This is a genomic window from Halalkalibacter alkalisediminis (assembly GCF_028610705.1).
GTDB lineage: Bacteria > Bacillota > Bacilli > Bacillales > Bacillaceae_D > Halalkalibacter > Halalkalibacter alkalisediminis.
In genome coordinates, this window is record NZ_JAQQWT010000040.1 from 1 (window position 1) to 23,441 (window position 23,441).

Sequence of the window (23,441 nt, forward strand, 5' to 3'; positions counted from 1 at the left end):
GGTCATAACTTCTTTGTCTATTACGATGCCATAAATGGATCAAACAATGTTGTCTACAAACGTCGAGATGGAAAATATGGTTTGATTGAACCTGGAGCATGAGCTAGTCATAAAAAGGGGGAATATAGTATTTCTGTGTTCCCTTTTGTGGCTTAAAAAGCAAAAGTCGCAATCTATCAAGGTTATTAGCATCATTTTAAACAACCTCTATTACAAGGCTACATCTCAGTTGTTGTGGCTTTGAAATAAAGTCGTACTGTTTATAAAATATTTGTACCATTTTACTAATACATCGGCAAATATGACTGTCGTCCTTTGAGGTATCCTCAAAAGATTTTTAGATTGTGAATTACACTTAAAGTGACGAGCAGGTAGTTCGAGAAAGTACTAACGGAGCGGTTTTCAATAATTTGGAGGCAAGTTAATTGAAGAACCCTCTCAAACATCATTGTTTTGAGAGGGTTTTATTTTTATTTAATTGTTGGTAAATTTTATGATTGAATATGTCTCAAACGATTGATTAAATTCTGCGTAATCCTACCATCTACATAAACTTATCCATACTAAAAGAGTAAAAAGTTATTTCGAGTAATATGTGTTTTTCTACTATCAATTAAAGCAATACATTGAGCCAATCGCTCTACCCCGAGTTTAATTTGACTCTCATTCACTTGAGAGATGCTTAATCGAAGGAGATTTTCCTTTTTATATTCTGACAAAAACATTCTAGAGGCATCATCAACTAATACATGCTGCTCGTTTAGCATATGAACTACCTGTTTTGCTGTCACATTCTCGGGCAAACTGATCGATAGATAGAATCCTGAAGTAGGTTTTGAAAAATGAGTATTAGCCGGTAGCAATAATTCACAGGCTTCTTGAAGGATTTGCATTTTAGTATGGTATACTTCTTTTATTTTTTTGAGATGGGTATTAAACATACCACTTTTTAAATAGATTTCTAGTGCACCTTGAGAAAGTGCTGAACTATTAAAATCCGAACTGAATTTATATCGTAAAAAATTATTAATCATTAATGTAGGAAGAACGACTGTGGCAATCCGTAACCCTGGGAGAAAAATTTTTGAAAAGCTATTAATATAGATCACTCTCCCGGAAGGATCATAAGAAAATAAAGGATCTGATTTTGCATTTGGGTCAAGGTCTCCTAAAAAATCATCTTCCACTATATATACATCGTATTTTTCAGCTAACTCAACGATTTTTTTCTTTTCGCTATTCGAGTAACAGTGTCCAAGTGGATTGTGAAATCTCGGGATAATATAGAAAAATTTTATATCATTGTTTCGAAAAATGTATTCCAGACGATCAAGATCTATGCCTTCCATCGATAACTCAATTCCAAAAGTATTAGCTTGTTGTAGGTTGATGGACTCAATGAATCCGAAATAAGTAGGCTGTTCAATAAGAATATTGTTTTTTCCATTTGGAAACGGCATAGAAACGAATAAATTAAGGGCTTGCTGAGATCCAGAAACAACGACTAGTCTTTCAGGTTGAGTGAACACCTGTAGATTCTGCAAATATTTCACTAACTGTACCCGTAATGAGTAAAGCCCTTGTTGATCAGAGTATGTAAAAAGCTCTTCTTTATATTGTTCAATTGCTTGGTTCATACAATGTTGAAAATCAACATAAGGCATAACGTTCTTATCTGGACCAGCAGACAAGAAATCAATCACGTCAGTTTCGTTCGTGGCATGTTGAAATTCATTCACTACAAAGTAGCCACTTTTAGGAACTGAATAAATTAAATGCTCTTTTTCTAGTTCTTCGTATGCTTTAATGACCGTATTTTTACTACATGAAAAATGCTCAGATAACTGACGAACAGAAGGGAGTTTACTCCCTGCAATAAGTGACCCATCTGCTAACCTATGTTTTATTTTTTTCATTATCTCGATATATTTTGAGCTCATACATGTATCCTCCTTCATCTGTACAGGTACAGTTTAGTAAAAAAATGGTTTATTTGTATTATGTGTACCTATTAATATGTTAATTATATCAGAACTGTTTTTTATGAAAATAAAAAATGGCGCAGATATAATACGAGTAAGAAGGAAGGTAGGATATGATGCAAAGAGAAACCAGAGAGAAATATGGGTTATTGTTGGGATTAGTAGGGGTTATATGTTTTAGCTTAACGCTCCCTTCTACAAGTATTGCAGTAGAGTATTTTGGGACCACGGTCGTTGGGTTAGGAAGGACAGTTGTTGCCGCTATGTTAGTTGCAGTTGTATTAATTGTTCGAAAAGAAAAACTCCCTTCTCCTCGCCAATTCAAAAGTCTACTTGTTGTTGCTTTTGGTGCTGTTTTAGGATTTCCCCTCCTTACTTCTAGGGCAATGGAAACCTTGCCTGTTTCTCATGGGGCTGTGGAATTAGCGCTGTTACCATTAGCCACAGCTGGATTTGCAATGTTTAGAGCTGGTGAAGTCCCATCTATTAAATTCTGGATTTCAAGTATAATCGGCTCTTTAGCTGTTATTGTGTATGCCCTTCACCTAGGGTTCGGTCAATTACAATTTGCTGATTTAGCTTTACTAGCAGCAGTGATTATACTTGGACTTAGTTACGCTGAAGGTGGGAAATTAGCGAAAGAATTAGGTAGCTGGCAAGTCATTGCTTGGGCGATTATGATCGGTGCCCCATTTTTCATTATTCCAGTTGGGCTAAACCTTACAACTGAAATGCTCCATGCTCCAATAAATGCTTGGGTCAGTTTTATTTACCTCGCAGTTGTTAGTCAATTTCTAGCATATGTTGCTTGGTATAGCGGAATGGCTATGGGCGGAATAGCAAGAGTTAGTCAGATTCAATACTTACAACCATTTTTGATGATACTATTTGCAACCGTTTTTCTCGATGAATCCATCACATTTTTCACTCTTGTCATAGCTGTGATCGTTGTCTTTTCTGTTATATTAGGCAAAAATGCTCCTGTTTCAAAAAAAGGATCTGTATCAGAGAAAAACGAGCTACCTGTTGAATAGCTAAGTAATTAAATATGAGAAGGAATGAGGCTCATCAGCATTAAATTCATAGATGTTTTGAAGGAAAAGTCACGGGTTTTTATATTAAATTAATAATAGAACTGAACGCGTGCGTTTGTTGAAAAACGTAGCACGGAAAATGATCAAACTTTATAGAAAATACTTACTATACTCAAATTGTAATCCATTTTGATCAATCTTTTTTCAAAATGGATTCGTTTTAGTTATTGTATTATATAGCAATAGGTAAGACTTTGATAAAATCTCCATCGTTTCCCCTACACCACACATAGTAAATACATTTGATGGAATAGTTTATCTCCATCAATGGTGTATGCCTTGATTATTGAAATGAAAAATTAAACAACTTTATTATCTCTACACATTACCGAAGAATCTGAGTTCACAACGATTGGTTTAAATTAGTTTACAATTATTGAATCAATGGAGCATAAAGAAGATGGAAAAACGGGAATTCTGACCCTTGCTAGATTACAAGATGAAGATGGAGGGTTTGAAGAAATGTTGTTCTTTATTTACGAAGACAAATTAGGCTTCTTCTTTAGAAAAAGTAAAGAGCTCTTCTATTACAACGAACGATCCGTTATTGCGCAGCATGAATACCTTCCCCCTCAAGTCTGGGTGATTATAAGGTTTAATAGTACGAGAAAATAGGGTCTGATCCCAACTACTCCAACATGAGCGAACTTGTCTATCGATAGTAAATAGCGATTTAAAGATTCTTTTTCAAACGAGGAATTTTATCATAATAATCTACTTCTTTTAATAAATGTGGCACTTGGTAAAAGTGATCTGAACTCTTGAGTAAGATAAGAGCAGAATGCCTATTTATTCATTTCTAGAAAAGTTCTTATTCCATTTTGTGTTATAGTTGTCCCTCCTCGCCCTTGGCTTATTTCAACTAACCCGCGTTCTTTCATTGAAGTAAGGTAGCCCCTGAGCTGTTGCTCAGAAAGAAATGTCTCTCTTTTGTAAGCTAACTCAGCAATTCGTTTACGTCCGACTCTTTTTTTTACTAGAAAAGATTGATAGAGAATATCTAGTATTAACATTTCGTTATATGTGAACTCTTGCTCTATTTTATGGTATGAAGAAACGTTATCCGCTTGAGCTACGGTGGTTTCTTTAAAAATTGGCAAGTCAATAGGTTCTACAATGCGTTTTCCGTAATTTATTAAGTAATTAGCACAATTCTCTAATTCACGGATATTCCCAGGCCATGGGTAGCTCTCAACATAATGACGAGCTTCCTCCGTCAAAGTAATATCGTGATCTTGAATGAAGTATGAAAATAATGGAATGATATCTTCTGTTCTTTCCCGTAATGGCGGAATACTTATAGGTAATACATTTAACCTATAATATAGATCTTCTCTAAATTTCCCTTGTGCAACTTCTAATTTTAGGTCACGGTTGGTTGCGGCGATAATACGAATGTTAACAGGTATGATAGAGTCTCCACCAACTCTCATAACTTCTTTTTCTTGAAGAACGCGTAAAAGCCTAGCTTGTAATACCTTAGGCATCTCTCCGATCTCATCAAGAAAAACAGTTCCTAAATGACCGTGTTCAAATAGTCCAGGTTTCCCCCCTTTTCTAGCCCCTGTAAAGGCACCTTCTACATAACCAAACAGCTCACTCTCTAATAACTGTTCAGGTAATGCAGCGCAATTAAAGGCCACAAAGGCATACTGGCTTCTTGGTGAGTAATTATGAATCGCTTGCGCAAATAATTCTTTCCCTGTACCACTTTCTCCATTAATTAAGATAGATGCATCAGACGTAGCCATTCGTTGGGCAATTTTTTTTTGCTTCTTTATTGAGGAAGAGTCTCCAATAATATGAAAGAAGTGGTATTTAGGAACAAATCCTTTGCCTAGTAACTGGGAACGAAGTCGGTGTTGACGCTTTTCCGTTTCTTGGAAAGGTACTAGTCTTGCAACTGCTCCGGTTATTTCATTTCCAATTTTTAAAGAGTTAATTGTTACGACGATGGATGTTTGCCCGAAATTCATTAATTCCTCTAAATTTTCAATTTCTCCAGAAAGTACTTTCGGAAATTTAAGATCAGGAAAGACGGTTTCGTAGTAATACCCAATTACATTAGATGGTTTTTTATGAACAAGGTTTGCAGCTTTGTCATTAAAAATAGTCACGATGCCAGAAGAGTCTATAGCAATAATGCCATTTGGGATGATCTGTAAGAATAAATCAAGTTGTGAAGCGAGTTGATCCTTTTTATCAAGAATTTTATCTAAACCGTAGCTAATAGGAACGATGTTAGCGAAATGAAGCTTTACTTTCTCCTCCAAAATAGGATAGTTAATATCCATTTTGGCTAAAATATCCATATATGTACTTAAATCTAAAATGCGACTTCCAATATCTATTTTCTCTACATCAACTGTAGTTTCTAGTTGTTCACCTGGTGTAATAACTAAATCGACATTGGGTAAGGGGTTCATATCTTTATGGGCAGGGATAAGATTGATTTGGCGTATACCTAACTGGTAGATTGTGGAAATTGTTTCAATTGCCATTTCAAGGGTTACGTTATATAAAATTGCATTCGTCCCTTTCTGTAGGTTCTTAATCTTTTTAATTCCTTGTTCACTCAATGTTCTTCTAGCAATAATGACAGTGGCATTTTCATTTTTAATATAACGACGAGCTTGTTCAAATACTTTGTAATTAGAAATGAGAATCACGTCTCCGTCAATCCCCTCATAAACAGTTTCATCTTCAAAACAATATAGCTTAATCTTTACATTATCTTGAAACATTCCTGTGATTTCCTTCTCAAAAGACACTAATGTGTTTTTATGCATTGAAACGATTGTTAGAAATTTTGGCGACTTCATTTAGCACCTTCCTATCTTTAATGGTTAAATATGTTATTTAATTAACCAATTAAACCAATTGTTTTATATCGCTTAAAGTAAAAAGTACCATAAAAAATAAATTATTTAAAGATTCTTACTAATTAAACATCATGTTCCTCCTAGTTTTCTAACGGTTAAGAGGGAATTTCGATGAAAAAGTTAGCAAATTTTATAACTTTCACAAACTTGGCATTAAATTTGCAAATGTATTTTGTAGAAAGGAAACAAATATGAAGAGTTACACGAAAAGTGTAGCTATAAGAAAGGGGTAACATTGTCATGAAAGTTAGTGAAAATATACTAAGTACAGTTTCTGGAAAAGTGGTTAGTGTATTGTGCAAGGAAAGTAAGTATGTGTATGAATGGGAGCCATTAATTGAAATAGTAACAAATGCTGGGTCATTAGAAAAAATAGTAAGTGAGGTTGGAGGTACTGTTACAACGCTATTTGTACTACCAGGAACAACCGTTAAGAATGGAACAAATTTAGCTTGTATCGACGTAAGTCTAGTTGGAATTGCAGCAGATTAATAAAGGAGAGAGTTACTTGTGGATGATTTGTTTATGAAAGCGAAAGAATTTAACCCAAAAATGATTGAGTGGCGGAGGAAGCTACACCAAAACCCAGAACTAGGCTTTGAAGAATATGTAACATCAAGCTTTATAAGGGAGCAATTAGACATCTTGAAAGTTGATGAAATCAAACAAATTGCCGGGACGGGAATATCTGCTCTAATAAAGGGGAAATCGCAAGGTCCAACTGTCATGTTAAGAGCAGATATGGATGCACTCCCAATCCAAGATGAGAAAGATGTGCCGTATAGGTCAAAAGTGAAAAATAAAGCTCATTTATGTGGACACGATGCCCATGTAACCATGATGTTAGGAGTAGTCAAACTTTTATCAGAAGTTGAGATTGAGACCGGCAATATCCAAATTATCTTTCAACCGGCAGAGGAAGGATTAGCAGGTGCTAAAAAGATGATTGATGAGAATGTATTAGATTTTTACAAAGTAAAAGCTGCTGCGGCATTACACGTTCAACCCACGTTACCTACTGGGTTTGTAACGGTTAGTCCTAAAGTGAGTACTGCTAATTCCGATCGGTTTGTCTTAAAGATAATTGGGAAGGGTGGGCATGCTGCACATCCCCACCAAACCATTGACTCCATTGCAGTAACAGCACAAGTGATATCGTCGATCCAGCATATTGTAAGTAGGAAATTAAATCCCTTGGACAGTGCTGTTATCACAATAGGAAAAATACAAGGAGGGTTTGCTAGAAATATAATAGCTCCTTGCGTAACTTTAGAGGGTACGGTTCGCACCTTAGAGAAAGATATCAAGCTAATGGTACAAAATGAGTTAGAAAGGGTCGTTTCTGGTGTGTGCCTAGCATTTGGTGCAACATATGAATTTGATTATGAAGAAGGGTATCCATCTGTTAGAAATGACCCAGAATTAATCTCTTTATTTGAAGAAACTACAGAAAAAGTTTTGGGTAAAAATAAATTAACATTTAATTCCCCATCCATGGGCGGAGAAGATTTTTCTTATTATACAGAGAAAGTACCAAGTCTATTTTTTAGGCTAGGAGTTCGAAATGAAAAAAAAGGGGTAATTTATCCCCATCACCACCCTTTGTTTGATATTGATGAAGAAGCAATGCCCTACGGAACGGCTTTGCTAGCTCAATTTGCATTAGATTTCTTAAAGCAGCATCAAGTGAAAACCACGAATAATTATATGTATAGTGAAGTAAAGTAATTTAAAACTTATTTTACAGAGGGCACTGAAAAAAAGGGAGGTTTTCCCTTTTCAGTGCCCTCCTTTTACAGGTGAACCGTGATCTAAAACATTTGAACCTATAACTTTAAAGATCGTACTCATACAAAGTCATTTGTGTTTTAATCTGTAATTGGCAGGGGTAGTATTCGTTATCTTTTTAAATGCTCTACTGAAAGTCCTTTCTGTATACCCGACGTGAGTAGCAACTTCTGACACAGATAAATTTGTCTCTATTAACATTTGTTTTGCAACTTGAATCTTTAGTTCGGTTAAATACTGCACAAAACTTTTCCCGGTAGATTGCTTAAAAAGCCTACTCAAATAACTCGCATTAAGATCAAAATGGTCTGAAACAGATGTCAACGTGTGAGTCTCCGTTACATGGTCCTGTAAATAATCCATTATTTTTTGTATCTTTTGTCCACTTCGATTTCCATTCAATTGCTCAGCTTTCTCCATAAATTCTAAAAGGATTTCTGATTTAAACCACTTTTTTAATTCCCGTAGTGAGTTCTTCTGATGTAAGACTGCATAAAATTTATTCAAGGTAAAGTTGTCAACAGCATTGTGTTCGTCCAAGGCTCTGTAGAGAGATGTATATAACATACTAAAGGCATGGTATATACTCTCTGGAGTACAATTTTGGTCTTTAAGATGATCTACAAATTGGTCAAAATGATCCATATAGGCTTGATCGTGATCATTTTTTAATGCTTTTATTATCTTATCTTCTATGGAATATGGGTATTGCAAAGGATCAGTGTAGCGCAATTCTTCAAAACTAATAATTCGATTATTTCCTTTTACCAGCTTAAATTGTAAGGCTTCCAATGCTTCCAAAAATGAACACCTTAGGTCTACAAATCTTTCTTGTAAAGTACCAATACCTATAGAGATTTGAAGTTGAAGTTCATTTTGAACGGATTGTTGAATCCTTTCGGCTAAATTCAGAATAGTATCATGTTTAACCGGATCAATTAAAAGCTTTTTAAACGGGAGGATTATGGCAAATTGTTGTGAATCTTTGATAGGGACACAGATTACTTTTACGTCATACTGTTTACTAGCATCCCGACAAACTCTTTTCATGTCCATTATAAATTGATTCCCTTTTTGTTCACTGCCGTTGGACTTTTCAACTTCAACAACAAGGACAACAGGATACGTATTTTGAAGGTGGGCAAATAAGGAAGATGCGCTATTATTACGGAACGAATCTTGAGAACCTAAGAGTGATTTAACTAAGAAAGCATCTAATAATTGCTCTTGATTATTTTTAACCTTTGTTGATAGCTCTGTTATTCTTTCCTTTTCTTTCTGTTGAACGGAATCAATGAGATTCCATTCATGAAATAAAAGTGAATCTGTAGGTTTGTTTATAACCTCTAGCCTTCTGTGTAGTGGAGAGTATAAATAAGTTGCGATGATGAATGCAATTACTATCGATAAGAAAAGCCCTATCCCCGTAGCAGATAACATATTAAAACCTAGGCTTCTGTTGGAATGAAGCTTTGATTCTGGGATCTCATATATGATTACCCAATCATTCTCGTTTATTCTTCCGTAGAATAGCAGCTTATCTTCTGTTGGGTGTTTATAGTAACCAACTTCTGATCCTGTAAGAATGCGGGAAGTATACTCAGAAGGTAACTCTGAAGCCATCCCAACCTTCTCCTTATCTTTATGTAACATAATCCGCTCGTTTCGTCTCATAACATAATAATCGCCAACGTCTGAGAGAGAAGCGTTATCAAGAATATTGAGTAGTAGTGTTTCGTGAACGTGTATTGAAAAATACCCCTGAGGAAAATTTGACCCGACAGGGAGAGGTTGAAAAAATGAAATGACATTAGTACTTGTACTTGGGCTGTTAAAGTTCCAATAAGGTTTACGGAGAGCTTGAACATTTTGATAGAATTCCTTTCTTTGAGTGGAAAGGTTGTTGAATGAGGTAGCACCATTGAGACTTGATATTACTATTTGAGATGCAGGTAAATACAAATCGGCACTATATACATTCTTTAGTATCAAAGAAGTATTAATTAATTTTTGGTTTAAGGGAACTATCTTCTCATAGTCATTTTCCAGTTGCTTATTATATAGAGCTTGTATGACGTCTCTGTTTACAATGGTCTCGGAAATTCCGCTTTGAATAAAATCCAACTCATTTTCTATTCGTTTTTTAACTTGTCCAACTAATTCAAGGTTGGACTCAATCAATTGTTTTTCTAAATGAGCATCGCTAATGAAATATAGTGCTAATGATATACACAACATTAAGGTAATGATACTGGTGCTAAATAACAATAAAATCTTCAGGAAATACTTCCCTCTAAATACCTGAATCATATACGCCCCTTCCCACATTTTACATTAATATTGTTAGATTTTTATAATACATAAAATAAATTCTGAATATTTTTATTTTACTACAATCTTGCTGAGACCACAAATGTGGCTTTGTTTTTGTTATCACTATGTAACTTACAGGCAGGTGTAGGACAAGTAATACTGAATTCATAATGATAATAGTGTCGGCTAAACACGTCATTATGCTGAACCGTCATTATTTTACTCGCGAATAAAGCGGTAAAAATGTGTCTTAACCATTGCTTGATGCCAGTAGTTAAGGAGAATTTACAGTCATTTGTTTTTTATTTCTATATTTTTGGCAGTTGTATGAGAATTCTGAATTTTAATATGATTGTTTTACAAACGGAAGCGTTTGACAAAACAAAATAGGCGGCATTCTCATTGGAAAATAGATTTCATTTAATGATATTCACATGTGTGCAGTCATTTTTTATTACATTGTTTTATGAAGTCTTAGGGTGAAGGACCATTTGATCCCCTGCTGCCTATTTAAAAACAAATGGATAAAAAGGAGGTTGTTTTTGATTTCATTTTTTTAAAATCTGCTGTGTGGGCAAGAGTGAGGAAAGAGATATAATTATCCTAAAATGTTTTACTATTTACGTTCTGTAATGAATCAAAGGGTTCACGAATTGGAGAAATAGGATAATAGAAAAGGGGCGAAGAAATATGAAGAATCGACTAAAAGTAATTGGTGTGTTGCTTGCTTTTATGTTTGTACTAGCTTCTTGCTCAAATTCAGAAAACACAAGTCAAAATGCGGAAGAACCTACTTTAAATGCTAACGAAACTTCTATTGAAGAATCGACAAACGAGCGAAAGTTAACCATTGCCATTCCATCAGATATTGCATCATTTGATATTCACGACCATAATGAAATACACACGGAAGCAGTGCATATTAATGTTTTCAGTTACTTACTAAAAAGACAAACAAACATGGAGATTGAACCTGATTTATTGAACAGCTATGAAGCGGTAGATGATGTTACCTGGTCTATGACCCTAAAAGAGGGAGTGACATTCCATAATGGTGATCCATTAACAGCTGAGGATGTCAAATTTACCTTAGATAGAGTGGCAAAAGACGAAACATTGCAAGAGCATAGTAATTTGAAAATTATAGAAGAGGTAAAAGTGATAAATGATTACGAGTTTGAGATTATAACTGAAGGTGCACAACCAACGTTGCTCAATCTTCTTTCTCGTATCGGATCAGGGATCTTACCTAAAAATTACATTGAAGAGCATGGGTGGGATCACTTTTTAAATGAACCTATCGGAACAGGTCCTCTTAAATTTGTGGAGTGGGTAAGGGATGACCGAGTGGTGCTTGAACCTTATGAGAACTATTTTGAAGGCAAAATTCAGGACGTAGATCAAGTAGTATTTCGTGTCATACCTGAAACGTCTACTAGAATTAATGAATTGTTAACAGGTGGAGTAGACATTATTACAGATATAACACCAGATGATATGGAAAGAATTAACGCTCAAGATGGCGTGTCAGCCGTATCAGCACCGTCACAAAGAGTAGGTTTTCTTGGTATACATCACGGTGAAGAACATCCAACATCAGATCCTAGAGTACGTGAAGCCATTGAATTGGCCATTGATAAGGAAGCAATTACTCAGCAAATTTTGTTAGGGGAAGGTACACCAACGAGAACGAGAATTACCCCAGGCAATTTTGGAGCTCATCCAAACCTATTTAACAGCAATTTGTACGATATAGAAAAATCGAAACAATTATTAGCAGAAGCAGGTTATGCAGATCGATTAGAACTTACGTTAACTTCTCCGAATAATCAATATTTGAAATCAAATGAAATTAATGAAGTGATTGCCGCCATGCTAGGTCAGGTGGGTATTAATGTGAATCTTAAGTTTGAGGAATGGAGTAGATTCCTAGAGTTGAGGAATAACGGTGAATACGGTGATATGTATTTTGCGGCATACGGAAATTCCATTTTTGATTCTTCGATCGGGCTGCAGGAATTTGCTACAAGTACGGCATGGGATAGAGCAAGTTATGCAAATGATGAAATCGTTGAGCTTTGGGAAACGGCCCTAACGAATATGAATTTCGAAGAACGAGAACAACAGTACCAAAAAATTCAGGAAATCGTAGCTGAAGAACGTCCAAAGATTTATTTATATTTGCAAAATGAGGTGTATGGTGTAAATGATCACGTGATCTTTACTCCGAGAACCGATAGTATGCTCGTTATTAAGGATATGATTATTCAATAATCGCTTAATTCAAGTAACGTGTATGTCCAGTGAGTACGTGAAAGTGACATAAGAGGTAAGGATCTAGCAAAATCGTTGTTAGTCCTTCCTCTTAGAATTCTTTTTGACGCATCTGTTAGGGAGGAGGAGAAAAGTACGTGGCATATTTTCTGAAAAAAATAGCACAAATTGTACCAGTGTTATTGATTATTTCGTTTGTTGTCTTTGTTTTTGTCAATGTATCAGGTGATCCAGTTGTCCTTATGTTGCCTGAAAATGCTAGTAATGAAGAGATTCAAGCCATGCAAAAGGCAATGGGGTTAGATAAGCCGGTTATCGTACAATACGGCATTTTTTTATTAAATGTTATACAGGGGGAATTCGGTCAGTCTTTTATTTATAAGCAACAAGCTTTACCAATTGTACTGGAAAGATTACCTGCAACGTTTGAATTGATGACAGCAGCGATTATTGTATCCATTATTATTTCGATTCCGCTAGGTGTTCTTTCAGCTATAAAAAAGAATTCTCCTGTAGACCTTTTTATTAGTGGTTCATCGGTTCTAGGGAAAGCAATGCCTAACTTTTGGCTGGGATTAATGCTAGTCTTGCTTTTTTCAGTATATTTTCAAATGTTTCCTGTATCAGGAAGGGGCTCGTTAGCTCATTTAATATTGCCGGCGATTACAACGGGTACAGCCATGGCTGCCGAAATCACTCGAATGTTACGTTCGAAAATGTTAGACGTCCTACATCAAGATTATATGAGAACAGCCCGAAGTAAGGGATTAAACCATTTTAGCGTGATATATAGGCATGGTTTACGTAACTCACTACTTCCTGTCATTACATTAATAGCCATTAATATTTCTACATTGGTTGGGGGTGCTTTAGTAACCGAAGTTGTTTTTGCCTGGCCGGGAATAGGCCAGTTGGTCATCTCTGCAGTGCATGCTAGAGATATGGCCGTCGTTCAAGCGTGTATGTTTGTCATTGCCATTTTAGTAATCGGGGCTAATTTAATTGCAGATCTTCTATATCGTGTGGTGGATCCTCGAATTACGTATAAATAAGGAGAAGATGCTTCATGTTGCCGAAAGAAAGGAATAAGTCAACGTTGATGAAATGGTGTAAATTGCTTTTGGCCAGCAAAACCGGCAGCTTAGGTATAGGAATTGTTTTGTTGGTTGCTTTAACAGCACTCTTTGCCCCTGCCTTAGCTCCTCATGATGCAAGGGAAGTTAATCTCGCTGCTGCTTCTATTCCTCCAGCATGGATCGATGGTGGTCAGTCAGAACATTTTCTAGGAACAGACCGCTTAGGAAGGGATCTCTTAAGTAGAGTCATTTACGGAAGTCAAATATCCTTACTAGTGGGGATAAGCTCCGTTCTTGTAGCTGGGTTAATCGGCATACCTATTGGTTTGATCTCAGGCTATTATGGGGGATGGATAGACAGTATCTTTATGCGGATTGTCGATGCGAATATTGCCATTCCGGTAATCCTCATCGCTTTGTTTATATTAGGTTTTTTAAATCCAAGTTTGTTCATGTTTATCTTAGTTGTTGGGATAGCTACTTGGTACACCTATGCTCGGGTTGTACGGAGTGAAGTTTTAAGCTTGAAAGAAAGGGAGTACGTCAAAGCGGCCAAATCCATTGGTGTAAAAGATTATATGATTTTTTTAAGGCATCTACTTCCTAACGTTACGTCTTCGATCATTGTTATTTCAACTCTCAGTGTTGCGACGACCATTATGGTTGAATCTTCTCTTAGTTTTCTTGGATTGGGCCCTTCTGCCATAACATGGGGTGCTCTTTTGAGTGATGGAAGAGAGTACTTAGCCACAAGCTGGTGGATTGCGACATTTCCTGGTATTGCGATCACAATTACGGTATTAGGAATTATTTTATTAGGTGATTGGTTGCGTGATGTGTTGGATCCACAGTCTCAAGCTTCCACAAGGTCGTAAAATTAAGAAATACAATAGTAGCTTGAAAGGATAGGTAGAAGCAACTCAGATAACGTTCATAAAGGGTAATCAAAATTTGGGAGGGGAGACGATGAACGAAAATGTAATCTTACAAGTGAACCGGCTAAAGACACACTTTTTTACGATAAATGGGACGGTTCCTTCAGTAGAGGATGTTTCATTTACGGTTCAAAAAGGGGAGAAGGTAGCGATCGTAGGAGAATCCGGGTCAGGGAAAAGTGTGACCTCATTATCCATCATGAGACTATTAAGTGAGGCCGGGAAAATTGTTAATGGAAGTATTCATTTTGAAGGACTAAATCTAGTAGAGGCTTCTGAAAAGGAGATGCAGAGAATTAGAGGCAATGAGATTTCGATGATTTTTCAAGAGCCGCTCTCTTCGCTAAATCCAGTTATGACGGTTGGTAAGCAAATTATGGAGAGTATATTGATGCATCAAAAGATTGGCAAATCTAAGGCGAAACAACAGACGATCGAATTATTAATAAAAGTGGGAATTCCAAGGGCGGAAAAAGTATTTTCTTCTTATCCACATCTTTTAAGTGGTGGGATGCGTCAGAGGGTAATGATTGCAATGGCTCTAAGTTGTCAACCTAAGCTCCTGATTGCGGATGAACCTACTACAGCACTCGATGTTACAATCCAAAAACAGATTTTGAATATAGTAAGAGAGCTATCAGAAAAAGAAGAGGTTGCTATTTTATTCATCACACATGATTTAGGTGTTGTAGCTGAATTAGCAGACAGAGTTATTGTAATGTACGCAGGTCAGGTAGTAGAACAGGGAGATGTATTTACGATTTTTGACCATGCACTACACCCTTATACAAAGGCTCTATTAAACAGTACACCTAAGCTAGATTTTACTCAAGAGGAATTAGTGCCAATTGAAGGTACGGTTCCGAGTCCAACGGCGTTGCCAACCGGATGTAGATTTTTTGATAGGTGCAAGTATGCAGCCGAAGACTGTAAGAAAGAGCCAGAATTAGTAGAGGTATCACAAGCCCATCAGGTGAGGTGTTGGTTGATCAATAAAGAAAACGCTAAGACCGTTCACGTTTAGGAGGATTATACTATGGAATTCAATCAAGATGTTTTGCTACAGGTGAAAGGATTAAAAAAGCATTTTGATGTTTCTGAGGGGAAGCTCCCCTTTAAAAAAAAATATTTGAAAGCTGTTGATGGTGTTGATTTTCATCTTCATAAAGGAGAAATCCTTGGGATTGTTGGGGAATCAGGGTGTGGGAAATCAACTTTGGGACAATTAATTATACAATTGCTAGATCCGACAGACGGTGAAATTTCTTTTGAGGGAATAAATCTATCGCGGTTATCCGCAAAAAAATTACGTGAAAAACGTAAGGATATTCAGATGATTTTCCAGGATCCCTACTCCTCATTAAATCCCAGGATGAAAGTGTTTGATATTGTTGCTGAGCCATTGAGAACGCACAAAATAGCATCAGGTGCAGAACTAAAGAAGCAAGTGTTTGAAATGCTCGAAGTTGTCGGTCTAAACGCAGATAGTGCTAGTAGGTATCCACATGAATTTAGTGGAGGACAGAGGCAAAGAATTGGTATTGCTAGAGCTTTGGCATTAAGGCCTAAGTTAATTGTATGTGATGAGCCGGTTTCCGCATTGGATGTCTCGATTCAGGCTCAAATTCTTAATCTTTTATTGAAGCTGCAAAAGGAATTTGACCTGACTTTAATATTTATAGCTCATGGAATCCCGGCTGTTAAATATATCAGTAATCGAGTTGCTGTGATGTATTTAGGGAAAATAGTAGAAATAGCAGAAAAAGAACAACTTCTTACCAACCCACAACACCCCTATACAGAAGCATTGTTAGCTTCTGTTCCAGTCAGCCATCCTAGTCTGCGTGCGAAGCAAGAACAACATACAATGTATGGCGAAATGCCAAGTCCAGTAGATTTGCCAACTGGGTGCAGGTTCCATACTCGCTGTCCTTATGCAGATGAAGTTTGTAAAGAACATGCACCGGAGTTAAAAGATGCGAACCAAAATGGACATTCTGTGGCATGTCATTTTCCAGTTGGTTTTAATATGACAACGGATAAAGTCAAGGCAATGGAGTCAACGAAAAGAATGGAGGCATAATGGTGATTTCAGAAGAGGAAATTTATTCGTTCTCTCGTTTTTTCGAGGAGCAATTTGCTTTCAATGACTATACAGGTCAAACAGGGGCTCAAATTCCTTTTGATGTTAAATGTGGATTTGTACCCGTCTTACTCTCAGCTCCTCACGCGACGAAGCTATTTAGGAACAATCGAATAAAGGAGCAAGATGATTATACAGGGACAATCGGCCTCCTCCTACAGCGTTATACGAATTGTCATTTAATCTATACAACACGTTGCACTTCAGAAGACCCAAATTTTGTGATTGGTGGTGAGTATAAAGAACAGATAAGAAAGCTTGCTAAACTTTTTGATATTCGTTATGTGATAGACCTCCATGGTGCCTCTGAGGAGAGAGAGTTCGATGTAGACCTTGGGACGCAACACGGATTGACGATTAATCATAACGTAGTGGACCAACTAACAGAAACGTTTAAAAAGTATAACATCATGAGTGTGTGTGAAAATTCCGCTTTTCCTGCAAAACACCCGGGAACGGTTACAGCTTATTGTTATCACGATCTCGGTTTGCAAAGTTTACAAATGGAAATTAACAAAAAAATTAGGAATCCTAATGAAAACTTGGAGTTGTTCATTTCAATGGTGCAAGCCTTACATGAATTTATTCTTACAATACAAGAAAATTAATTCATGTGAGCAATATGAAAGGAGGGACATTTATGAACAGTTTTCAAGAGGGAAGGTCTGGAGTGAGTGCAGCGCACCCCCTAGCTGTAGATGTTGGGTTAGACATTGTAAAAAAAGGGGGGAATGCAGTTGATGCATCTATTGCGATTTCTTTTGCTTTAAGTGTTTTGGAGCCGTATGGTTCTGGAATTGGTGGTGGTGGCGTGATGATGATTCACTCAAATAACGACCAAAAGCCAAGCTTTTATGATTATAGAGAGTGTGCACCATGGAAAGGCAGCGTGTCCAATCTGAAAATTGGAGTACCTGGATTTATAAAAGGGATGGAACGAATTCATGATGATTTAGGTACATTAAAATGGAACCATTTAATAGAACCGGCCATTCACCTTGCCGAAGGTGGCTATCCGGCTCATTCTGTACTCATCCAACAGCTTGCCATTTCTGAGCATCTTAACCGAAGTGGCTTGTCTCAATTTTATGACGATGGAGTTCCTAAAGCGCTTAAAACGAGCATCAAGCAACCTCAGCTTGCAGCTACATTAACTGAGATTGCTAAGCATGGTTCCGACGTTTTTTACACCGGTGAAATTGGAAAGTCCATTTGTGAAACAGTACCAGACCTACACCTTAGTGATCTGCAACGCTACACAGTGAGAAAAAGCGAGGTGCTTCAAGGTTCATATGATGATTACACTATTTATAGCGCTCCAGCCCCTTTAGCTGGAAGTATGCTTATCCAACTACTTCAAATGTCAGAAATGATGAAACTTGAACAATTCGACAGATATAGTGCTGATTTTATTGATCAACTGGCTCAAATTTTACGTACTTGCTATGCAGAACGTATCTTATTTAATGAGGATCCTGAATTCTCCGATATGGACCAACAAGACTTTATCAGTCAACAACACTGTGAAAGACTGTTAAATAAAGTTTTTGTAAAAAATGAGTTATATAAGGAACAATATTTCACTCAAACCTTTGATTACAACAATACGACAGCCTTTGTCGTAGTTGATGGTAATGGAATGATGGTTTCTACTACGAATACATTAAGCGATTTATTTGGATCAGGAATTTGTGTTAATGGATTTTTCTTAAATAATCAAATGCGTAATTTTAGTGAGCCGCCTATAACCCGAAATAAATTAGAACCTGGAAAAAAACCTCAAAGTTTTATTGCTCCATCTATCCTCATCAGTGAAAAGGAAAAAATTATAATAGGTTCTTCTGGTGGGAAGAGAATACCGAATATGCTGACAAAGATTTTAATTCAACATATAAAGCAAGGGTTACCATTACAAAGTGTGACAGATGCATTTCGATACTTCGTTGATGAGGATTACATTTTTATGGAGGAAAGATTACCGGAGTCGGAAGAAAGAATTCTTCTTGAAAGAGATTATTCATTGAAGTATTACCCTAATTCTATCTTCTATGGAGGAGTTCATGCTCTATCTCTGCTTCCCAACAAAATAGAGGGGAGTGCAGACCCACGTCGTGGAGGAAAATGGATGTGTGTCTAGAAAGTGAATGTGGTTTATTTATTAATACAGTCAGTGTATATCACTCCAATCCATCTAATAATTCTTGTATTTCGTCATCTAACTCAATATCTTGATTGTTAAGTTCTATGGCTTTTAAGCTCGGTTTCTTCTTATAACTGTTTTTCCTTTGTTCCATGTATTCTTTCTCTTGTTGTGCCATATTCTCCAACATTCCATCAAGGGCTTTACGGTGGTTTTCTTCGTCAAAATAATGCTCGTAAACCTTAATGGTTTCTTCATCTGTCCACTTAATATATTTAATGAGTTCATTCTTCTTTTGTTTGACCTCTTCTGTTTTAGAAGTATTATAGATTTCACGCAACCTTGAAGTGATAAACCATTGTTCTAGGTGTAATTTATAAGCATCATGTGCTTGTTGGTTACCAATAGAATGCTTAGCTAATTCAACTAGTGAATGGGCTTTTTTTAGTCCAGCGTGACGCTTCATTTTTGTTTTCCATCCTTTAACGATATCCTGAGCTTCCATGGAACGTAATTCGATGGGGGTAGGGAATAAGCGCAGGGTTGCGATGGCCCCTTTTCCTTTTACGTCATGGGGAGATTTAATAAGGATTAGAAACAAGTTTATACTGTAAGAGTTATTGAACTAAAGGTTAGCAATAGTTTAAGATCCAGGAAGCTGCGAATACGGCTTTTTTAATTGGTTTATAACTGGGAAATAATGTTAAGATGAAGAAAAGGATAGTATAACAAGAACTGTACAAAGTGAGGGGTTATATGGAAAAGACTATTCCAAAAAGAATACATATAATTGGCTCAATCGGAAGTGGAAAAACAACCTTAGCTAAGACACTTTCTAATCAATTAAACATTCCCTATTACGAATTAGATAATGTAGTTTGGAAAAGGTTTGATAGTGGAGATACTAAAAGAACTGAACAAGAAAGAAATGAGTTTTTAAGTTCAATAGTCATCACCGAAAACTGGATTATTGAAGGGGTTCATCATAAATGGGTATCTCCATGTTTTAAAAATGCTGATTTAATTTTATTTTTAGATACTAATTTTTCTACAAGAAGATTTAGAATAATTAAGAGGTTTCTTATGCAAAAAATCGGTATTGAAAAAGCAAACTATAAACCGACATTAAAAATTTTAAAAGATTTATATAACTACAATACGGTTTTTGAACATAAAAGTAAGCCAGAAATATTTGATATGTTAACATCTTACAATAACAAGTTAGTAATTTTAAAAGGTAACAATGAAGTTAAAAACTACTTCAACTAAAGGAGAGCAATCCTTCAATAAGCAGGGATTACTTCTTTTCTTATTGAAGTAAACGAAGCACGATCGACAAGTTCTGTTATAAGCACATTAAGCGTGAAAAACAGGAGATTACATATGATTAATCTTAACTTTACAACAGAGGATGGGAATGATGGATCCATGTTTCCTGAAACCATCAAAGTCAATACTCCTGCATGCGTCTTGACTGACAGGTCAAGGGGTTTGAAGTACAGGTAGATTCGGCAGAAGAGAGGCTGAAGCCATTCCTTCGGAAAAGGTATGCCGAGCGTGTATTTCTAAAATGCTAAAAGCTGAAATTGACGGCTAAGGTATACCCACAAAAGGCTCGCCGCAAGTTGGGTTGTTATCGACATTACTTTCAAATGTGGTACTAAACGACTTAGACCAATGGGTAGCCGATCAATGTTGAGTTTTTCCCCTTAAATCAACCTTATAAAACAAAAGAAGGCGAAAGGTATGCTAAAAAGCGTACCAGTCTTAAAGAGGGGTACCTTGTCCGCTATGCGGACGATTTTAAAATTCTCTGTCGGAATTGGAAAACCGCTCAAAGGTGGGACCATGCCGTGAGGCTATACCTAAAAGATCGTCTGAAATTAGATATTTCTCCAGAAAAGTCACAAGTTATAAATCTACGAAAACGAGAATCAGAATTCCTCGGATTCACGATACGTGCGAATCGCAAAGGGAAAAAGAGAGTAGCACACACAGGCATCAAAGCCAATAAAATGCGGAAGATCAAGGATGAGGCAAGAAAGCATATTCAGAAAATCAGAACCTCACCGACTGCTCAAAATGCCTTACTCTTTAATAGCTTTGTTTTGGGGATTCATAATTACTTCAATCGAGCAACACATGTTAATGCTGAGTTCTCACGTCTTGCCTATGAGTTGCAAGCATTCATATACAATCGTCTTAAACCTGTCGGGAAGTACGAACATCCTGCAAACCCACCTCCAACTTATAAAAAGTTTTACAGTTTGGGTTTCAGAACATATAAAATAGCGAATGTGTACCTATTCCCCCTTGCTGATGTGAAAACGAGGAATAACATGAACTTTAGCCAATCTCTCACTCCCTTCACCAAAACGGGAAGAGAACGGATACACAAAAGTCTTCGCATGGATATTCAGCGAGAAACTTCTCTCTTAATGAATTCCAACATTCCGACACGAAGTGTCGAATACATGGATAATAGGATAAGTCGGTACAGTATGAAACTGGGAAAATGCGAAATCACAGGCATTTTTCTATATGCAAGTGACGTTCACTGTCACCACTACATCCCCTTAATAGTGCTACCAAAACGGTGGTTTTTTTATTATTGAAATCTACTTTATCTTTACATAAGAATATATCGTAATATGAGATATAAAAAGAGGGGAGGTTTATCGATATGACTCAAAAGAACACAGTTAATAATATAAATCAAAATTGGACAGATATTTATCATTTACTACATTACGTTCCTCAAGAAAATATTTCGCACCAAGCTATACGATTATTACAACACATAGAAAAGAAGCAAGAAACAACGATAGGTGATTTAGCTACATACATAGGTGTGACTCATAATACTGCTTCTGAACACATTAAAAGACTAATTAAAAAGGGCTTTGTATCCAAAGAAAGAAGCATTGAAGATGAAAGAAAAGTATTTGTGATTTTGACTAAAGAAGGTAATGAAGTATTGTATAGACATACACGATTAGATAATGAAAAACTAAAAAGTGTATTAGAAAACCTTGACGCATCTGAAATTGAATTGATAGAAAAGGCATTTGCTCTTCTTAGTCATGAGGCGAGGAAATGTTTTTAATTGTAAAAATTCTGGTCTCAGCAATCATTATTGGCTTAGTAACAGAAGTGGCAAAAGTTTTTCCAAAGTATGGTGGGATAATTGCCGCTTTACCCTTAGTGAGTTTGATGAGTCTGTTTTGGCTTTATATACAAGGAGAACAAACAACCAATCTAAGTAAATTTGCTTTAGGTGTCCTATGGGGGTTTCCTGCTACCGCTGTGCTATTAATCATAGTAGTAATTTCATTAAAAGCATCTTTTTCATTATTTATATCGATAGGGTTTGGAGTCGGTGGATGGATAATATTTTAGATAGCCCAAGATTTCCTTGTAAAGAAGGTAGCACCTTTCTTCTAATTTTGATTTTTGAATTAAGGTACTTAAACAAACGGCTAGTGTTTGCTCAATAAAGGGTAATTGCTCTTTCTTGTTGAAGTAAAGAGTAGTTTTGTGGAAGAAGAAATTGATTAAATGAGGGATTACCTTGATAAAAGAAATTAAAATAAGTAATAGAAAAAACGCTGAAAAAGTTCTAAACATACAAATACCATCCTATAAAGTAGAAGCAGAAATAATTGGTTCTTGTGAAATACCACCATTAAAAGATACTGTTGATACTTTGCAACAATGCGGAGAAACTTTCTTTGGTTATTACACAAATGAAGAGCTGTGTGGAGCAATATCAATAAAAGTAGAAAATGATGAAGTTGATATTCATAGGTTAATTGTACATCCAAGCCATTTTAGAAAAGGAATTGCACAAAGACTTTTAAATTTCCTTGAAAGTAATTTCGAGGTTAAAACAATAAAAGTAGCGACAGGTTCTAAAAATGCTCCAGCAGTTAGTTTTTATATAAAGAATGGATTTGAAAATATTCAAAAAGTCACAGTAAATGAACAACTATCCCTAACCTTTTTTGAAAAGAAACTATAATTTTCTTATTAAAGTAAACGGGTAGCTTATATATAGTATCCGTTTCAAAACACTGATATGGTGCACCCTTTATCATTGTTTACATGTAACCATAGAAAAGCGTTTAAGGACTTGACTTGGAGCCTCTGTGGGTATGATTGGTCTTGAAAGGCTGAAGTAGGTGTTTCAGCAGACTAACCAGCCTACCATACCCACCCCTCCAAGTAAAGTCCTATCGTTGTTTACGTTGAAAACTATAATTATTTACTAAATATAATAAGTAAACGAAGTTAGAAAATAGGTGTGAAGAGTATTGACTCATCATTTAATATCGGATTAAGCAGCATTAATGTCTGAAGAGTTATAGGGGATCATCCAAAGCCTGAGGTTAAACTTAGGCTTTTTTTGAATATTTTTTAATGGAGAGGGGGTTCGGGATCACCCCTTAGGCGGGCCTGTCCCCTTGTCCCGTTGTGATATAATAGTAGCAACTAATCGAATGGGTATATTTAAAGTTAACATAGACAATGAACATATAAAACTAGTTTCGATTTGAGTTTCTCTTATAATGTAAGTATGTAATTGCAATCTTTTTGATATTAAACAATGATGAATTTTGGAAGGGGATACATAATTGTGAACTCAAAATATTTAGATTTGTTGGCCCAAAAATATGATTGTGAAGAAAAAGTGGTCACTGAAATTATTAATCTAGAAGCCATCCTTAGTCTACCAAAGGGGACAGAACATTTTGTTAGTGATTTACACGGGGAGTATCAAGCCTTTCAACATGTGCTCCGAAATGGTTCGGGGA

General features: G+C 36.2%; 20 protein-coding genes and 1 pseudogene. 17 read left to right on the plus strand and 4 right to left on the minus strand.

Going from position 1 to position 23,441, the window contains the following annotated elements; genetic code table 11:
* Window positions 1-102: sigma 54 modulation/S30EA ribosomal C-terminal domain-containing protein (locus tag PQ474_RS22875; protein ID WP_273847916.1), on the plus strand; the 102-nt coding region annotated here is incomplete at its 5' end.
* A 461-nt stretch (window positions 103-563) separates the two neighbouring features.
* On the opposite strand, the gene PQ474_RS22880 is transcribed toward PQ474_RS22875, so the two are convergent.
* Window positions 564-1,940 (minus strand): aminotransferase-like domain-containing protein, encoded by a 1,377-nt coding sequence (locus tag PQ474_RS22880; RefSeq protein WP_273847899.1) that lies wholly within the window; start codon window positions 1,938-1,940, stop codon window positions 564-566.
* A 158-nt stretch (window positions 1,941-2,098) separates the two neighbouring features.
* Here PQ474_RS22880 and PQ474_RS22885 point away from each other — a divergent pair, with 158 nt between their 5' ends.
* Both PQ474_RS22885 and PQ474_RS22890 read left to right on the plus strand, forming a co-directional pair.
* Window positions 2,099-3,016, plus strand: a complete 918-nt coding sequence (locus tag PQ474_RS22885; RefSeq protein ID WP_273847917.1) for a DMT family transporter — start codon at window positions 2,099-2,101, stop codon at window positions 3,014-3,016.
* A 444-nt stretch (window positions 3,017-3,460) separates the two neighbouring features.
* Window positions 3,461-3,691: a hypothetical protein gene (locus PQ474_RS22890; RefSeq protein ID WP_273847900.1), complete on the plus strand. Its 231-nt coding sequence runs from the start codon at window positions 3,461-3,463 to the stop codon at window positions 3,689-3,691.
* Between the two features lie 170 nt (window positions 3,692-3,861).
* On the opposite strand, the gene PQ474_RS22895 is transcribed toward PQ474_RS22890, so the two are convergent.
* Complete coding sequence (locus tag PQ474_RS22895; protein WP_273847901.1) at window positions 3,862-5,898, minus strand: sigma 54-interacting transcriptional regulator; 2,037 nt, start codon at window positions 5,896-5,898, stop codon at window positions 3,862-3,864.
* Between the two features lie 300 nt (window positions 5,899-6,198).
* Between PQ474_RS22895 and PQ474_RS22900 the strand changes: the two genes are divergently transcribed.
* Together PQ474_RS22900 and PQ474_RS22905 are read left to right on the plus strand one after the other, a co-directional pair.
* Window positions 6,199-6,450 (plus strand): biotin/lipoyl attachment domain-containing protein, encoded by a 252-nt coding sequence (locus PQ474_RS22900; protein ID WP_273847902.1) that lies wholly within the window; start codon window positions 6,199-6,201, stop codon window positions 6,448-6,450.
* Between the two features lie 18 nt (window positions 6,451-6,468).
* Complete coding sequence (locus PQ474_RS22905) at window positions 6,469-7,686, plus strand: M20 metallopeptidase family protein (RefSeq protein WP_273847903.1); 1,218 nt, start codon at window positions 6,469-6,471, stop codon at window positions 7,684-7,686.
* A gap of 129 nt (window positions 7,687-7,815) precedes the next feature.
* Here the strand turns inward: PQ474_RS22905 and PQ474_RS22910 are convergent, their stop codons facing one another.
* Window positions 7,816-10,056, minus strand: coding sequence for a helix-turn-helix domain-containing protein (locus PQ474_RS22910; protein ID WP_273847904.1), 2,241 nt, complete (start codon window positions 10,054-10,056; stop codon window positions 7,816-7,818).
* Window positions 10,057-10,749: 693 nt separating this feature from the next.
* Here PQ474_RS22910 and PQ474_RS22915 point away from each other — a divergent pair.
* The 7 genes from PQ474_RS22915 to PQ474_RS22945 all read left to right on the plus strand — a co-directional run bounded on the left by PQ474_RS22915 (window position 10,750) and on the right by PQ474_RS22945 (window position 18,624).
* Window positions 10,750-12,333, plus strand: a complete 1,584-nt coding sequence (locus tag PQ474_RS22915) for an ABC transporter substrate-binding protein (protein ID WP_273847905.1) — start codon at window positions 10,750-10,752, stop codon at window positions 12,331-12,333.
* 137 nt (window positions 12,334-12,470) lie between these two features.
* A complete protein-coding gene (locus tag PQ474_RS22920; protein ID WP_273847906.1) occupies window positions 12,471-13,385 on the plus strand; it encodes an ABC transporter permease in 915 nt (304 codons plus the stop codon).
* Between the two features lie 14 nt (window positions 13,386-13,399).
* Window positions 13,400-14,284, plus strand: a complete 885-nt coding sequence (locus tag PQ474_RS22925; RefSeq protein ID WP_273847907.1) for an ABC transporter permease — start codon at window positions 13,400-13,402, stop codon at window positions 14,282-14,284.
* A gap of 91 nt (window positions 14,285-14,375) precedes the next feature.
* Window positions 14,376-15,368 (plus strand): ABC transporter ATP-binding protein, encoded by a 993-nt coding sequence (locus PQ474_RS22930; protein WP_273847908.1) that lies wholly within the window; start codon window positions 14,376-14,378, stop codon window positions 15,366-15,368.
* A gap of 12 nt (window positions 15,369-15,380) precedes the next feature.
* Window positions 15,381-16,427: an ABC transporter ATP-binding protein gene (locus PQ474_RS22935; protein WP_273847909.1), complete on the plus strand. Its 1,047-nt coding sequence runs from the start codon at window positions 15,381-15,383 to the stop codon at window positions 16,425-16,427.
* Window positions 16,427-17,095, plus strand: a complete 669-nt coding sequence (locus PQ474_RS22940) for an N-formylglutamate amidohydrolase (RefSeq protein WP_273847910.1) — start codon at window positions 16,427-16,429, stop codon at window positions 17,093-17,095. The genes PQ474_RS22935 and PQ474_RS22940 overlap by 1 nt, the downstream gene beginning before the upstream one ends.
* A 32-nt stretch (window positions 17,096-17,127) precedes the next feature.
* The gene (locus PQ474_RS22945; protein ID WP_273847911.1) at window positions 17,128-18,624 is read left to right on the plus strand and encodes a gamma-glutamyltransferase family protein; all 1,497 of its coding nucleotides are present in this window, start codon (window positions 17,128-17,130) and stop codon (window positions 18,622-18,624) included.
* 361 nt (window positions 18,625-18,985) lie between these two features.
* Here the strand turns inward: PQ474_RS22945 and PQ474_RS26790 are convergent.
* A pseudogene (locus PQ474_RS26790) lies at window positions 18,986-19,198 on the minus strand (IS110 family RNA-guided transposase); the annotation flags it as partial.
* Between the two features lie 185 nt (window positions 19,199-19,383).
* Between PQ474_RS26790 and PQ474_RS22955 the strand changes: the two are divergent.
* The 5 genes from PQ474_RS22955 to PQ474_RS22980 form a co-directional block, all read left to right on the plus strand.
* The gene (locus PQ474_RS22955; protein WP_273847912.1) at window positions 19,384-19,896 is read left to right on the plus strand and encodes an AAA family ATPase; all 513 of its coding nucleotides are present in this window, start codon (window positions 19,384-19,386) and stop codon (window positions 19,894-19,896) included.
* A gap of 1,414 nt (window positions 19,897-21,310) precedes the next feature.
* On the plus strand, window positions 21,311-21,733 hold the full coding sequence (locus PQ474_RS22965) for a MarR family winged helix-turn-helix transcriptional regulator (protein WP_273847913.1): 423 nt from the start codon (window positions 21,311-21,313) through the stop codon (window positions 21,731-21,733).
* Entirely contained in the window at window positions 21,724-22,026 is a 303-nt protein-coding gene (locus PQ474_RS22970; RefSeq protein WP_273847914.1) for a DUF3147 family protein, read from the plus strand. Before PQ474_RS22965 ends, PQ474_RS22970 begins: the two co-directional genes overlap by 10 nt.
* 172 nt (window positions 22,027-22,198) lie before the next feature.
* A complete protein-coding gene (locus PQ474_RS22975) occupies window positions 22,199-22,648 on the plus strand; it encodes a GNAT family N-acetyltransferase (protein WP_273847915.1) in 450 nt (149 codons plus the stop codon).
* 615 nt (window positions 22,649-23,263) lie between these two features.
* Window positions 23,264-23,441: fructose-bisphosphatase class III (locus PQ474_RS22980; protein ID WP_273847918.1), on the plus strand; the 178-nt coding region annotated here is incomplete at its 3' end.

What these genes read in the sequence shown, in the direction of transcription:
- PQ474_RS22880 (WP_273847899.1), bottom strand. Translation starts at nt 1,940, where the DNA reads ATGAGCTCAAAATATATCGAGATAATGAAAAAAATAAAACATAGGTTA.
- PQ474_RS22885 (WP_273847917.1), top strand. Translation starts at nt 2,099, where the DNA reads ATGCAAAGAGAAACCAGAGAGAAATATGGGTTATTGTTGGGATTAGTA.
- PQ474_RS22890 (WP_273847900.1), top strand. Translation starts at nt 3,461, where the DNA reads ATGGAGCATAAAGAAGATGGAAAAACGGGAATTCTGACCCTTGCTAGA.
- PQ474_RS22895 (WP_273847901.1), bottom strand. Translation starts at nt 5,898, where the DNA reads ATGAAGTCGCCAAAATTTCTAACAATCGTTTCAATGCATAAAAACACA.
- PQ474_RS22900 (WP_273847902.1), top strand. Translation starts at nt 6,199, where the DNA reads ATGAAAGTTAGTGAAAATATACTAAGTACAGTTTCTGGAAAAGTGGTT.
- PQ474_RS22910 (WP_273847904.1), bottom strand. Translation starts at nt 10,056, where the DNA reads ATGATTCAGGTATTTAGAGGGAAGTATTTCCTGAAGATTTTATTGTTA.
- PQ474_RS22915 (WP_273847905.1), top strand. Translation starts at nt 10,750, where the DNA reads ATGAAGAATCGACTAAAAGTAATTGGTGTGTTGCTTGCTTTTATGTTT.
- PQ474_RS22925 (WP_273847907.1), top strand. Translation starts at nt 13,400, where the DNA reads ATGTTGCCGAAAGAAAGGAATAAGTCAACGTTGATGAAATGGTGTAAA.
- PQ474_RS22930 (WP_273847908.1), top strand. Translation starts at nt 14,376, where the DNA reads ATGAACGAAAATGTAATCTTACAAGTGAACCGGCTAAAGACACACTTT.
- PQ474_RS22935 (WP_273847909.1), top strand. Translation starts at nt 15,381, where the DNA reads ATGGAATTCAATCAAGATGTTTTGCTACAGGTGAAAGGATTAAAAAAG.
- PQ474_RS22940 (WP_273847910.1), top strand. Translation starts at nt 16,427, where the DNA reads ATGGTGATTTCAGAAGAGGAAATTTATTCGTTCTCTCGTTTTTTCGAG.
- PQ474_RS22945 (WP_273847911.1), top strand. Translation starts at nt 17,128, where the DNA reads ATGAACAGTTTTCAAGAGGGAAGGTCTGGAGTGAGTGCAGCGCACCCC.
- PQ474_RS22955 (WP_273847912.1), top strand. Translation starts at nt 19,384, where the DNA reads ATGGAAAAGACTATTCCAAAAAGAATACATATAATTGGCTCAATCGGA.
- PQ474_RS22965 (WP_273847913.1), top strand. Translation starts at nt 21,311, where the DNA reads ATGACTCAAAAGAACACAGTTAATAATATAAATCAAAATTGGACAGAT.
- PQ474_RS22970 (WP_273847914.1), top strand. Translation starts at nt 21,724, where the DNA reads ATGTTTTTAATTGTAAAAATTCTGGTCTCAGCAATCATTATTGGCTTA.